The organism is Kitasatospora sp. NPDC087315 (assembly GCF_044744345.1).
Lineage (GTDB): Bacteria > Actinomycetota > Actinomycetes > Streptomycetales > Streptomycetaceae > Kitasatospora.
In genome coordinates this window covers 133,557-145,928 of record NZ_JBIUYD010000026.1, presented here as the reverse complement: position 1 = coordinate 145,928, position 12,372 = coordinate 133,557, and the positions used below count along the sequence as shown (strand labels likewise).

At 74.4% G+C, this 12,372-nt stretch carries 10 protein-coding genes; 3 read left to right on the top strand and 7 right to left on the bottom strand.

The features are described 5' to 3' along the window. Positions 1 to 97 precede the first annotated feature (97 nt). From bioD to bioB, 3 genes are read right to left on the bottom strand one after another with little or no spacing between them, the layout of a single operon-like run. Positions 98 to 832: a dethiobiotin synthase gene (gene bioD, locus ACIO5D_RS31310; protein WP_363611490.1), complete on the bottom strand. Its 735-nt coding sequence runs from the start codon at positions 830 to 832 to the stop codon at positions 98 to 100. Further along, positions 829 to 2,133: an adenosylmethionine--8-amino-7-oxononanoate transaminase gene (locus tag ACIO5D_RS31305; protein ID WP_363611492.1), complete on the bottom strand. Its 1,305-nt coding sequence runs from the start codon at positions 2,131 to 2,133 to the stop codon at positions 829 to 831. Before ACIO5D_RS31305 ends, bioD begins: the two co-directional genes overlap by 4 nt. A gap of 21 nt (positions 2,134 to 2,154) precedes the next feature. After that, positions 2,155 to 3,360, bottom strand: coding sequence for a biotin synthase BioB (gene bioB, locus ACIO5D_RS31300; RefSeq protein WP_400656760.1), 1,206 nt, complete (start codon positions 3,358 to 3,360; stop codon positions 2,155 to 2,157). 225 nt (positions 3,361 to 3,585) lie between these two features. Between bioB and ACIO5D_RS31295 the strand changes: the two genes are divergently transcribed. Next, a complete protein-coding gene (locus tag ACIO5D_RS31295) occupies positions 3,586 to 4,407 on the top strand; it encodes a hypothetical protein (RefSeq protein WP_363611496.1) in 822 nt (273 codons plus the stop codon). A gap of 132 nt (positions 4,408 to 4,539) precedes the next feature. On the opposite strand, the gene ACIO5D_RS31290 is transcribed toward ACIO5D_RS31295, so the two are convergent. After that, on the bottom strand, positions 4,540 to 7,032 hold the full coding sequence (locus ACIO5D_RS31290) for a DEAD/DEAH box helicase (protein ID WP_400799324.1): 2,493 nt from the start codon (positions 7,030 to 7,032) through the stop codon (positions 4,540 to 4,542). 257 nt (positions 7,033 to 7,289) lie between these two features. Between ACIO5D_RS31290 and ACIO5D_RS31285 the strand changes: the two genes are divergently transcribed. After that, a complete protein-coding gene (locus ACIO5D_RS31285; protein WP_363611500.1) occupies positions 7,290 to 8,471 on the top strand; it encodes an 8-amino-7-oxononanoate synthase in 1,182 nt (393 codons plus the stop codon). A 13-nt stretch (positions 8,472 to 8,484) separates the two neighbouring features. Here ACIO5D_RS31285 and ACIO5D_RS31280 read toward each other — a convergent pair whose 3' ends face one another. The 3 genes from ACIO5D_RS31280 to ligD all read right to left on the bottom strand — a co-directional run bounded on the left by ACIO5D_RS31280 (position 8,485) and on the right by ligD (position 11,092). Continuing rightward, the gene (locus tag ACIO5D_RS31280) at positions 8,485 to 9,363 is read right to left on the bottom strand and encodes an aminoglycoside phosphotransferase family protein (protein WP_363611502.1); all 879 of its coding nucleotides are present in this window, start codon (positions 9,361 to 9,363) and stop codon (positions 8,485 to 8,487) included. Next, positions 9,360 to 10,010 carry a GNAT family N-acetyltransferase gene (locus tag ACIO5D_RS31275; RefSeq protein WP_400799290.1) on the bottom strand — a complete coding sequence of 217 codons (651 nt, stop codon included), beginning with the start codon at positions 10,008 to 10,010 and terminating at the stop codon, positions 9,360 to 9,362. The genes ACIO5D_RS31280 and ACIO5D_RS31275 overlap by 4 nt, the downstream gene beginning before the upstream one ends. A gap of 74 nt (positions 10,011 to 10,084) precedes the next feature. After that, positions 10,085 to 11,092, bottom strand: coding sequence for a non-homologous end-joining DNA ligase (gene ligD / locus ACIO5D_RS31270; protein WP_400799288.1), 1,008 nt, complete (start codon positions 11,090 to 11,092; stop codon positions 10,085 to 10,087). A gap of 66 nt (positions 11,093 to 11,158) precedes the next feature. On the opposite strand from ligD, the gene ACIO5D_RS31265 reads away from it, so the two are divergent. Then, positions 11,159 to 12,220, top strand: a complete 1,062-nt coding sequence (locus ACIO5D_RS31265) for an ATP-dependent DNA ligase (protein WP_400799286.1) — start codon at positions 11,159 to 11,161, stop codon at positions 12,218 to 12,220. Positions 12,221 to 12,372: the final 152 nt, after the last annotated feature.

Below are 12,372 nucleotides of genomic sequence, written 5' to 3'. Positions count from 1 at the left end.
GGTCCGATATCCGCTCATCCGCAGGCGACTTGACCTGCCCCACCCTCGCCACACCACAACCAACGAGACACCGACCACAAAGTCACCGGCATTGGCCCTAGGCCGGCCGGTGCGCCCGGCCGAACTCCTCGGCGTCCCACCGGCCGCCCAGCTCCGGGGCCAGCGAGGCGAGCGCCAGGGCGGCGAAGTCCCCGGCGCCGGCGGCCCGTTCGGGCAGCGCGCCGAGCAGGGGCGCGCCCGCCGAGCGCGGCAGGTCGGCGAGGTTGCACCGGTCGGCGAGGCCGGGCGCGTCCGGCCAGGCGCCGATGACCACCCCGAGCAGGTCGAGGCCGCGGGCGGCCAGCGCCTCGGCCGAGAGGGCGACGATGTTGAGCGTGCCCAGACCGGCCGTGGCCACCAGCAGCACCGCCACCGGCAGGCCGCGGTCGCGGGTGGCCCGGGCCTGGTCGGCCAGGGTGCGGCCCTCGTCGTCGTAGCGGACCAGCAGGCCGCCCGCGCCCTCGACCAGGACGAGGTCGTGGCCCTCGGCGAGCTCCGCGACGGTGGCCGCCACCCGCTCGGGCGAGACGCGGGGCAGCCCGGCCCGGCGGGCCGCCGTGTCCGGGGCCAACGGCTCCGGGTAGCGGCCGAGTTCGCGGGTGGTCAGCCGGCCGGCCAGCCGGGCCACCTCCTCGGCGTCCCCGGGCTCGCCCGGGCCGACGCCGGTCTGCCCAGGCTTGAGCACCGCGACCCGCAGGCCCGCCTGGAGGGCGGCGGAGGCGACGGCGGCCGTGGCCACCGTCTTGCCGACCTCGGTGTTGGTGCCCGTGACGAACAGGATCCGGGCGCTCATCCGGCCACCGCCGCGGCCGTCACGGCGGCGCAGATCCGCGCCACGTCCTCGTCCCCCGTCACATAGGGCGGCATGGTGTAGATCAGGTCCCGGAAGGGGCGCAGCCAGACGCCCTCCCGCGCCGCCGCCTCGGTGGCCGCCGCCACGTCCACCGGGTGGTCCAGCTGTACGACGCCGATCGCCCCCCGCACCCGGACGTCCCGCACCCCGGGCGCGTCCGCCGCGCCCGCCAGGCCGTCCCGCAGGGCGACTTCGATCCGCTTCACCTCCAGCTGCCAGTCCTGCCCGAGCAGCAGGTCGATCGACGCGTTGGCGACGGCGGCGGCCAGCGGATTGCCCATGAACGTCGGGCCGTGCGCCAGCACCGGCATCTCGCCCCGGCTGATCCCGTCCGCGACCTCGCTCGTGCACAGGGCCGCGGCCATGGTCAGATAGCCGCCGGTCAGCGCCTTGCCCAGGCACATCACGTCCGGCGAGACGCCCGCGTGGTCGGCGGCGAACAGGGCGCCGCTGCGCCCGAACCCGGTGGCGATCTCGTCGAAGACGAGCAGCACGCCGTGGCGGTCGCAGAGTTCGCGGAGCATCCGCAGATAGGCCGGGGAGTGGAACCGCATCCCGCCGGCGCCCTGCACCACCGGTTCGACGATCACCGCGGCCAGCTCACCGGCGTGACGCTCCATCAGTTCGTCGAACCGGTCGGCGTATTCGGTGTCCAGCGGGGCGTCGAAGCCGGCCGGCGGCTGCGGTGCGAAGAGCTGGTCGGGCAGCACGCCGCCCCACAGGTGGTGCATGCCGCCCTGCGGGTCGCAGACCGACATCGGGTGGAAGGTGTCCCCGTGGTAGCCGCCGCGCCAGGTGAGCAGCCGCCGCTTCTCCGGGCGGCCGACGGACTGCCAGTACTGCAGGCACATCTTCATCGCGACCTCGACGGCCACCGACCCGGAGTCGGCCAGGAAGACGTGCCGCAGCGGCTCCGGCGTGATCTCCACCAGCCGGGCGGCCAGCCGGACGGCGGGCTCGTGGGTGAGCCCGCCGAACATCACATGGCTCATCCGGCCCAGCTGCTCGCGCACCGCCTCGTCCAGCACCGGGTGTCCGTAGCCGTGGATCGCCGCCCACCAGGACGACATCCCGTCGATCAGCTCGCGCCGGCCGCCCGCGACGGGCTCGGCGAGCCGCAGCCGGACGCCGGACGCGGACTCGACCACGTACGGGGTGGCGGTGCCTGGCATCGGCCCGTACGGGTGCCAGACGTGCGCCCGGTCGAGCGCGAGGAGGGTGTCCGCGGACAGCTGGGTCATGATGAGGGTTCCCCCGGATCGTCAGGCGTTGGGCGCGAGTTCGGTGCCGGCGCCGCGTCGGCGGACCCGGACGAGGCCGTTGCGCGGCTCGTCGTTCTGGTCCTCCTCGGCGGCGGGCTCGTCGCCGTGGCCGCCGCAGGGCCCGCAGCCGCCGCCGGTGCCGCAGGGGGAGACGGCGGCGCCGGGGGCGGTGCCGCAGGAGCCGGCCGGGGCCGTGACGTCCGCGCGGTGCCGGGGCAGGGTGGCCTCGCCGGCGCCCTCGACCTCGAAGCCCGCGTCCTTGATCATGTCGAGGTCGGCCTGCCCGGCCTGGCCCTCGCTGGTCAGGTAGTCGCCGAGGAAGATCGAGTTGGCGATGTGCAGGCCCAGCGGCTGCATCGAGCGCAGGTGCACCTCGCGCCCGCCGGCGATCCGGACCTCGACGTCCGGGCAGACGAAGCGGACCATCGCCAGGATGCGCAGGCAGCGCTGCGGGGTGAGGTTCCACTCCTTGGCCAGCGGGGTGCCCTCGAACGGGATCAGGAAGTTGACCGGCACCGAGTCCGAGCCCAGCTCGCGCAGCGCGAAGACCACGTCCACCAGGTCTGCGTCCGTCTCGCCCATGCCCGCGATCAGGCCGGAGCAGGCGGACAGGCCCGCGCCGTGCGCCTTCCGCACGGTGTCCACCCGGTCCGCGTAGGTGTGGGTGGTGGCGATGTCGCCGTAGGTGCCCTCGGAGGTGTTGAGGTTGTGGTTGTAGGCGTCGGCGCCGGCCGCCTTGAGCCGCTCGGCCTGGTTGTCGGAGAGCAGGCCCAGGCAGGCGCAGATCTCGACCGCCGGGTCGGCGCCCTTGATGGCGGCGATGGTGTCGGTGACCCGGTCGATGTCACGGTCCGTCGGGCCGCGGCCGCTGGCCACCAGGCAGACCCGCTTGGCGCCGCCGGAGACCCCGGCCCTGGCCGCGTCGGCGGCCTGGTCCGGCTTCAGCCAGGTGTACTTGAGGATCTCGGCCTTGGAGCCCAGACGCTGGGAACAGTACGAGCAGTCCTCCGGGCAGAGCCCGCTCTTCAGGTTCACCAGGTAGTTGAGCTTCACCCGGCGGCCGAACCACCGCCGGCGCACCCGGCCGGCGGCCGCGACCACGTCGAGCAGCTCGTCGTCGGTGGTGGCGAGGACGGCCAGGGCCTCTTCCCGGGTGGGGGTTTCGCCGCGCAGGCCCTTGGCGGTGAGGGTATCGAGCAGATCCATGGGCCTGATCCTGCCTGCTGGTCCGTGAGCGACGCCAGAGCAAACCCACCAGAAGATCCAGGGGAGGATGTGCGAGTTGTCACAGTGTCGCAGCTCACGGTAGTGGCGCTGGTCACGTCGGCGAGCCGCGGCCGGTGCGGCCCGTTACCCGTCGGTAGCGGATGATGATCGTCAACGGCCGCCCCCGTGATCTGCGCCACCCGCGTACTGCTTAGAATCTGCGCCATGACCACGCAGGGGGAGCGCACCCCGTCATCGGGAGAGCAGGAAGAGCACGGATCCGGCACGCCGGCCGGAGCGTACCGGGGGAGAAGGATCAGTGCCCGCCGGGCCGTGGGCTGGATCGTCGTGGTCGGTGTGGTGGCGGCCGGCGGCTGGATCATCACCCGCCCGACGCCCGGCGACTTCATACCCGGCCTCGGCCCGTCCAGCAAGGACGCGAGCAAGACGCCGCGGGTGGTCGGCGCACCGCCGCCGCGCACCGTGACCGACCCCGAGGGCCTCAACGTCGACACCTACTTCCCCGCCCAGCGGCTGGTCGAGGTCGGCGCCTACAAGGGCAAGCGCTCCGGCGTCCGGCAGGGTGTCGACTGCGCCGAGGCGCTCCAGGACCGGACCCAGGACCCGCTGCGCGACAGCGGCTGCCAGGGCTATCTCACCGTCAGCTTCGTCGGCCAGGAGAAGGCGGTGCTCAGCAGCGTCACCGTGCTGCGCTTCCCCGACCAGGCCACCGCCACCAGGGCCACCGAGGCCCTGCGGGCCAAGCCGGGCGCGCTCGCCTTCATCCTGCAGGACGCCACCACCGCCCCCGCGCAGCCGGCCGGTACCGCCAAGCCCGGCTCGGAGCCCCGCGTCGAGGCCGTCGGGCACTACGTGACCGTCACCAGTTCGCGCCCCGGCGAGGGCCGCACCGCGACGGCCACCGCCTCCGGCGGCGCCACCCCGTCCGGTGCGGCGTCCACCGCCGCGGCCGGCTCGGAGCAGGCGCTGGAAGAGGCGACCCGGGCGATCTCCTACTCGGTGGGCCTGCCGTTCATCTGGATGTGACGGTGGCCGCGTCCTGGGGCCGTGATCCGGGCAGCGCCGATGAGCGGAGCCGATGAACAGGGCTGATGATCCGACAACAGCGGGGGCCCGCGCCTGTGCGCGAGCCCCCGCTTCCGTTCCGTCCTCCGGGCGTCAGCCGCCCAGCCGGTCCACGGCGGTGATCCGGACCACCGCCCGGCCCTCCTCGTCCGAGCCGTACAGGTCGACCTCGGCGCTGATGCCCCAGTCGTGGTCGTCCTCCGGGTCGTCGAAGATCTGCCGGACCCGCCAGGCGGAGTCCTCCTCCTCGATCAGCAGCATCTTCGGGCCACGCGCGTCCGGTCCGGTGCCGAGGTCGTCGTACTCCTCCCAGTACCCGTCCATGGCGTCCGCCCAGCGGTCCCCGTCCCAGCCGTTCTCGCCGTCCAGCTCGCCGAGCGCGTCGTAGTGCTCCAGCGCCGCCAGCTCCACCCGGCGGAACATCTCGTTGCGCACCAGCACCCGGAACGCCCGCGCGTTCGCCGTCACCGGCGCCGGCTTGTCGTCCAGGGTGACCTCCGCCGCCTGCGGCTCGGTCGGGTTGGCCAGCTGCTCCCACTCGTCCAGCAGGCTGGAGTCGACCTGGCGGACCAGCTCGCCGAGCCAGGCGATGACGTCCTTGAGGTCGTCCGTCTTGAGGTCGTCGGGGACGGTCTGCTCCAGCGCCTTGTACGCGCCGGCGAGGTAGCGCAGCACGATGCCCTCGGTACGGGCCAGCTCGTAGTGGCCGACGTAGTCGGTGAAGGTCATCGCCCGCTCGTACAGGTCGCGGATTACCGACTTCGGCTGGAGCTGGTGGTCGCCGATCCACGGGTGCGCCCGCCGGTACACCTCGTAGGCGTGGGTGAGCAGCTCCTCCAGCGGCTTCGGGTAGGTGATCTCCTGGAGGCGCTCCATCCGCTCCTCGTACTCGATGCCGTCGCGCTTCATCTCGCCGATGGCCTCGCCGCGCGCCTTGTTCTGCTGCGAGGCGAGGATCTGGCGCGGGTCGTCGAGGGTCGCCTCGACGACCGAGACGACGTCCATCGCGTACGAGGGCGAGGTCGGGTCGAGCAGTTCGAAGGCGGCCAGCGCGAAGGTGGAGAGCGGCTGGTTGAGCGCGAAGTTCTCCTGGAGGTCCAGGGTGAGGCGGACGATCCGGCCCTCGGCGTCCGGCTCCGGCAGCCGCTCGACCACGCCGCCCTCCAGCAGCGAGCGGTAGATGGCGATCGCGGTGCGGATGTGCCGGCGCTGGGCGGTGCGGTCCTCGTGGTTGTCGGTGAGCAGGTGGCGCATCGCCTCGAAGGCGTTGCCGGGTCGGCCGATCACCGACAGCAGCATCGCGTGGCTCACCTTGAAGCGGGAGACCAGCGGCTCGGGATCGGCGCCGATCAGCCGGTCGAAGGTCTCCTCGGTCCAGCCGACGAAGCCCTCGGGGGCCTTCTTCCGGACGACCTTGCGCTTCTTCTTGGGGTCGTCGCCCGCCTTGGCGATCGCCTTGTCGTTCTCGATCACGTGCTCCGGCGCCTGGGCGACCACCTGTCCGACGGTGTCGAACCCGGCCCGTCCGGCGCGGCCCGCGATCTGGTGGAACTCCCGGGCGCGCAGCATCCGGACCCGCACACCGTCGTACTTGGAGAGCGCGGTGAACAGCACCGTGCGGATCGGCACGTTGACGCCCACACCGAGGGTGTCCGTTCCGCAGATCACCTTCAACAGGCCCGCCTGCGCGAGCCGTTCGACCAGCCGGCGGTACTTGGGCAGCATCCCCGCGTGGTGCACGCCGATGCCGTGGCGCACGAACCGGGACAGGTTGCGGCCGAACTTGGTGGTGAAGCGGAAGTTGCCGATGAGGGAGGCGATGGCGTCCTTCTCCGCCTTCGAGCACATGTTGATGCTCATCAGCGACTGCGCCCGGTCGACGGCCTCCTTCTGGGTGAAGTGCACGACGTAGACCGGGGCCTGACCGGTCTTCAGCAACTCCTCCAGGGTGTCGTGCAGGGTGGTGCGGCGGTACTCGTAGAACAGCGGGACGGGCCGGGTGACGGAGCGGACCACGGTGGTCGGCCGGCCGGTGCGGCGGGTCAGGTCCTCCTCGAAGCGGCGCACGTCACCGAGCGTCGCGGACATCAGCAGGAACTGCGCCTGCGGGAGTTCGAGGATCGGGATCTGCCAGGCCCAGCCGCGGTCCGGCTCGGCGTAGAAGTGGAACTCGTCCATGACCACCTGGCCGACGTCGGCCCGCCGCCCGTCGCGCAGCGCGATCTGCGCCAGCACCTCGGCCGTGCAGCAGATGATCGGCGCGGTCGGGTTCACGCTCGCGTCGCCGGTCATCATGCCGACCTGCTCGGTGCCGAAGATCTTGCACAGGTCGAAGAACTTCTCCGACACCAGCGCCTTGATCGGCGCCGTGTAGAAGGTCCGCTTGCCCTCGGCCAGCGCCGCGAAGTGCGCCCCGGCCGCGACCAGGCTCTTGCCCGACCCGGTCGGCGTCGCGAGGATCACGTTGTTCCCCGACACCAGCTCGATCAGCGCCTCCTCCTGGGCCGGGTACAGCGCGATCCCCCGCTCCTGCGCCCAGACGGCGAACGTCTCGTACAGCGCGTCGGGTGTGGCGGGCTTCGGCATCAGATCAAGGAGGGTCACCCCGCTATCTTGCCTGGTCGCCGTAGTCCCCGGCAAAGCCCGGGGCCGCTCACCGGGCGGGAACGGCGGGCGGGGCGTCCACCGGACCGAGGCCCTCGCGGCGCTCACCGGCGATCGCCCTCCGTACGGTCCGCCGGCCGACGGCGGCCAGGACCCCCCACCCGCGGACGGAACGGCCGGTCCGGCGTGTACCCCGGCGCACGTTGCCCGGCCCGTGGCGCGCGTGCCAGAGTGCCGCCATGGCTCACCGCACCGTGTCCGAACCGCACCTCGCCGCCCCCGCCGCCGTCTTCGACTGGCTCGACGAGGCGGCCGGCCTGCGCGCCGCGGCGGGCCTCACCCGCACCCTGCGCAGCCGGCCGGCCGAGGACCGGGTGCTCGACCTCGCGGGCAACGACTACCTCGGGCTGACCCGCCACCCGGCCGTCACCCGGGCCGCCGCCGACGCCGCCCTGCGCTGGGGCGGCGGCGCCACCGGCTCCCGGCTGGTCACCGGCACCACCGCCCTGCACACCGAACTCGAAACCGAGCTGGCCGAGTTCTGCGGGGCGGAGGCCGCGCTGGTGTTCTCCTCCGGCTACACCGCCAACCTCGCCGCGCTCACCGCGCTCACCGACCCCGACACCCTGATCGTCTCGGACGCCTACAACCACGCCTCGCTGATCGACGGCTGCCGGCTCGCCCGCGGCGACGTCCACCGCGCCCCGCACAGCGACCCGGACGCCGTCCGCGCCGTCCTCGCCGGACGCGCCCGGCGGCGGGCCCTGGTGGTCACCGACTCCGTGTTCTCCGTGGACGGCAACGCCGCCCCGCTGCCCGAACTCTCCGCCGCCGCCCGCGCGCACGGCGCCGCGCTGCTGGTGGACGACGCACACGGGCTCGGCGTTCTCGGCCCCGGCGGCGCCGGGGCGCTGGCGGCCGCCGGCCTCGCGGGGGAGCCGGACACCGTCGCCACCGTCACCCTCTCCAAGTCGCTCGGCGCGCAGGGCGGCGCGGTGCTCGGCCCGCGCCGGGTGATCCGCCATCTCACCGAGACGGCCCGCACCTTCATCTTCGACACCGGCCTCGCCCCGGCCGCCGCCGGCGCCGCCCTCGGCGCGCTGCGCCTGCTGCGCGCCGAACCGCACCGGGCCGACCGCGCCCGCGAGGTCGCCCGCACGCTCGCCACCCGGCTCGCCGCCGCGGGCCTGCACGCCTCCACCCCGGACGCCGCCGTCGTGTCGGTCCGCGCCCCCGGCCCCGAGGCCGCCGTCACCTGGGCCGCCGACTGCCGCCGGGCCGGGCTCGCCGTCGGGTGCTTCCGCCCGCCCTCCGTCCCGGACGGCGTCTCCCGGCTGCGCCTCACCGCGCGCGGCGATCTGACGGACGCCCAGATCGCCGACGCGGTGCGGATCGTCGCGGCCACCGCACCCACCCGGTAGCCCGTCGGCCCGGTCAGACCCCGGCCAGCTCCAGCAGGAACGCCGTCCCCGCGTCGCGTCGGCCCGCCGCCGCCCGCGGAGCGGCGATGAGCACGGCGGTGGCGCGGCACCAGGCGAGCACCCGCTCCGGGTCGGAGCCGGGGACGAGGGCGGTCAGGCCGGTGATCCGTTCCTCCAGGGCGGGCCGGTCGGTGACACCGTCGATCACCCAGTCCACCAGGTCGAAGTCCGGATCCCCGAGGGACGGCCGCGGGTCGATCGCCACCGGGCCGGCCGGGCCGTCCAGGACGTTGCCCGGGTGCAGATCGCCGTGGACCAGCGCGAGCGGACCGCCCGCCGCCAGGTCCAGCGCCGACGCCCGCGCCCGGGCCGGCACCGCGCCCGGGGCCCGCCGCTCGGTGAGGTCGAACAGGAAGTCCACCCGCCCGGCCAACGGCGACAGCACCGACCCGCCCGCCGGTCCCGCCACGGGAACCGACCGCAGCGCGGCCAGCAGCGGCGCGACCTCCGCCGGCCGCCAGGCGCGCTCCCGCAGCGTCGAACCCGGCCTGACGTCCGCCAGCAGCAGCGCGCTCGACGCCGCGTCGTACTCCAGCAGCCGCACCACCGAGGGCAGCCCCGCCCACGCCCGCAGCGCGGCGGCCTCCTGCGCGGCCACCGAGGGGTCGGGGGTGAGCTTCAGCCAGACGGTGTCCCCGGCCGCCCGCGCGCAGCGGAAGACCCGGGCCGTCCCGCCCCCGCCGGCCGCCCGGACCGTCAGGCCCCAGCGCCGGGCCAGCCCGTCCACCAGCGCCGGCAGCGCCTCGCACCACGCCTCGGCGGACGGCCCGAACCGGACCGCCAGCCGGGCCCGCACCCCGTCCGGGACCACGGACAACCGCTCCGCGCTCACGGGCGCCCCGCCACCAGCAGCGTCTCCGCGCCGACCGGGCGGTAGCCGGCCGCCTGGAACGCCCGGACGCTCGCCGCGTTGCCGGGCGCCTGCTGCGCCCAGATCCACTCGCCCTCCGGCAGCAGGTGCCGGGCGCTCAGCGCCAGCGCCCGCCCGAGACCCCGGCCGCGCGCCCGCGGCCCGACCTCGATCGCGCCCTCCCACCGCCCGGCCACCCCGCGCCCCAGGACCAGCACCCCGCCGTCCACCGTGAACACCCGCACGTCCTCCCGGTAGCGCAGGGCGCGCACCACCCGGGGGTGCTCCCGGTCCGTGACCGGCTCCAGCGGCAGCGGCGGCACACCGGGCAGCCGGCCCGCCACCGTCAGCAGGTCGATGCTGCCCGCCACCCGGCCGGTGCGCTCGGTGAACGCCGTCAGAAAGGGCGGACAGAGCGGGGCGGCCAGCGGATCGCCCGGCACGGCGGCGAGCACGCCCCGCACCCAGGCCGGGTCCTCGTCGGTGAACACCACCGCATGGGCGGAGAACGACAGCACCCCGGCCTCGCGCGGCGACGGCTGCGGCACCACCGTCACCCCGCCGTCCGGCGGCGGGAACGCCCCCTTCGCCGCGTCGGCCAGGATCTCCCGCAGCCCGCGCCCGCCCATTCCCGCACCCCTCCGCCACCACCGGCCCCCGAAGGGCGTCAGCCTACGTGATCACCGCCGGGCCGGCGCCGGGCTCACCGCTTCCTGGCCCGGCTCGGCTGCACCCGGGGCGGCTCCCCGGCCGCCTTGGGGTGGTCCGGCGGATACGGCAGCTCGCCGAGGCCGTCGTCCCGCAGCTGCCGCTCGTACAGCTCCAGCAGCGCGTCCAGCCGGTACGCCTCGCCGTCCATCCCGGCCTGCGGATCGCCGGCCTCGGCGAACCGGGCGGGCACCGTCCGCAGGTCGAAGTCCTCCGGTACGGCGTCGTCCAGCTCCTCCCAGCGCAACGGCGTGGAGGCCGTCGCACGCGGCCGGGCGCGCAGCGAGTACGCCGACGCGATGGTCCGGTCCCGGGCCATCTGGTTGTAGTCCACGAAGATCCGCTCGCCGCGCTCCTCCTTCCACCACGCGGTGGTCACCCGCCCCGGCATCCGCTGCTCCAGCATCCGGCCGAGCGCGATCACCGCGTGCCGGCCGTCGGTGAACGTCCACCGCGGCTCCAGCGGCACGTACACGTGCAGGCCGCGGCCGCCGGACGTCTTCGGCCAGCCGCGCAGCCCGTACTCCTCCAGCAGCGCGCGCAGCTCGTGCGCGGCCCGGACGGCGTCGCGGAAGTCGGTGCCGGGCTGCGGGTCGAGGTCGATCCGCAGCTCGTCCGGGTGGTCGGTGTCGGAGCGCCGCACCGGCCAGGGGTGGAAGGTGAGACAGCCCAGGTTGGCCGCCCAGAGGACGGCGGCCGGCTCGGTCGGGCAGATCTCGTCGGCCGACCGCCCGCTCGGGAAGCTGATCCGGGCCGTCGGCAGCCACTCGGGCAGGCTCTTGGGCGCGCGCTTCTGGTAGAAGAACTCGCCCTCCACACCGTCCGGGAACCGCTGCAGCGTGGTCGGCCGGTCGCGCAGCCCGCGCAGCACGCCGTCGGCGACCGCCAGGTAGTACTCCGCGACGTCCAGCTTGGTGAACCCGCGCTCCGGGTAGTACACCTTGTCCGGGTTCGACAGCCGGACGCTGCGCCCGGCGACATCCAGTTCCACGGCTGAGCCCATGCCTCTCACGCTAGGCGGGGTCCGCCCGACGCGCGCCCGGTGGCCGTGCGCGCGAGGATCGGAGCCATGGACCTGCCCGTGATGCCGCCGGTGGCGCCGATGCTCGCCAAGTCCGTGGCCGAGATCCCGCCGGGGATGCAGTACGAGGCCAAATGGGACGGCTTCCGCACCGTCGTGTTCCGCGACGGCGACGAGGTGGAGCTCGGCAGCCGTACCGGAAAGCCGCTGACCAGGTACTTTCCCGAACTGGTGGAGGCGCTGCGGCGGGAGCTGCCGCCGCGCTGCGTGCTGGACGGCGAGGTGGTGATCGCCCGGGAGGGGCGGTTGCGGTTCGAGGAACTGCTGGAGCGCATCCACCCGGCGGCGAGCCGGGTGCGGCTGCTGGCCGAGCGGACGCCGGCCTCCTTCGTCGCCTTCGACCTGCTCGCGCTCGGTGATGCCGCGCTGCTGGACGAGCCGTTGTCGCGGCGGCGTCCGGCGCTGGAGGCGGCGCTGGCCGGCGCCACCGACCCGGTGTTCACCGCGCCCGCCTCCCTGGACCGCGAGGTGGCGCGGACCTGGTTCGCGCAGTACGAGGGGGCCGGGCTGGACGGGGTGGTGGCCAAGCCGCTGGACCAGCCGTACCGGCCGGGGGAGCGGACCATGTTCAAGATCAAGCACGAGCGCACCGCCGACTGCGTGGTGGCCGGTTACCGAGAGCACAAGAGCGGCCCGGTGGTCGGCTCGCTGCTGCTCGGCATCAACGACGCGCAGGGGCGCCTGCAGCACGTCGGCGTCTGTGCGGCGTTCCCGATGGCGCGCCGCCGGGAGCTGGCCGAGGAGCTGGCACCGCTGCGGATGACCGATGCCTCCGCCCACCCCTGGGGAGCCTGGGCGGAGGAGGCGGCGCACGCCGGCGCCCGGCTGCCGGGTGCGCAGAGCCGCTGGACCGGCGGCAAGGACCTCTCCTGGGTGGCGCTGCGGCCCGAGCGGGTGGTCGAGGTGGCGTACGACCACATGGAGGGGGCACGTTTCCGGCATACCGCGCAGTTCCGCCGATGGCGCCCGGACCGGCGGCCGGAGAGCTGCACCTACGAGCAGCTGGAGGAGCCGGTTTCCTACGATCTCGCCCAGGTGATGAGGAGTTGACGGCTTGTCAGTGAAGCCGCCCGTTCGGGTGGCCCGAACGGGCATCCCCGCAGGTTGGGCGCGTACATGACGGCCTGCGGCGGGTGCGTGGACAACCCTTGACGGGGCATGGGGTCTATGCGAATCTCTCGGCAGGTCTGGGCCATTGGTCT

What these genes read in the sequence shown, in the direction of transcription:
- bioD (WP_363611490.1), bottom strand. Translation starts at nt 832, where the DNA reads ATGAGCGCCCGGATCCTGTTCGTCACGGGCACCAACACCGAGGTCGGC.
- ACIO5D_RS31305 (WP_363611492.1), bottom strand. Translation starts at nt 2,133, where the DNA reads ATGACCCAGCTGTCCGCGGACACCCTCCTCGCGCTCGACCGGGCGCAC.
- bioB (WP_400656760.1), bottom strand. Translation starts at nt 3,360, where the DNA reads ATGGATCTGCTCGATACCCTCACCGCCAAGGGCCTGCGCGGCGAAACC.
- ACIO5D_RS31295 (WP_363611496.1), top strand. Translation starts at nt 3,586, where the DNA reads ATGACCACGCAGGGGGAGCGCACCCCGTCATCGGGAGAGCAGGAAGAG.
- ACIO5D_RS31290 (WP_400799324.1), bottom strand. Translation starts at nt 7,032, where the DNA reads ATGCCGAAGCCCGCCACACCCGACGCGCTGTACGAGACGTTCGCCGTC.
- ACIO5D_RS31285 (WP_363611500.1), top strand. Translation starts at nt 7,290, where the DNA reads ATGGCTCACCGCACCGTGTCCGAACCGCACCTCGCCGCCCCCGCCGCC.
- ACIO5D_RS31275 (WP_400799290.1), bottom strand. Translation starts at nt 10,010, where the DNA reads ATGGGCGGGCGCGGGCTGCGGGAGATCCTGGCCGACGCGGCGAAGGGG.
- ligD (WP_400799288.1), bottom strand. Translation starts at nt 11,092, where the DNA reads ATGGGCTCAGCCGTGGAACTGGATGTCGCCGGGCGCAGCGTCCGGCTG.
- ACIO5D_RS31265 (WP_400799286.1), top strand. Translation starts at nt 11,159, where the DNA reads ATGGACCTGCCCGTGATGCCGCCGGTGGCGCCGATGCTCGCCAAGTCC.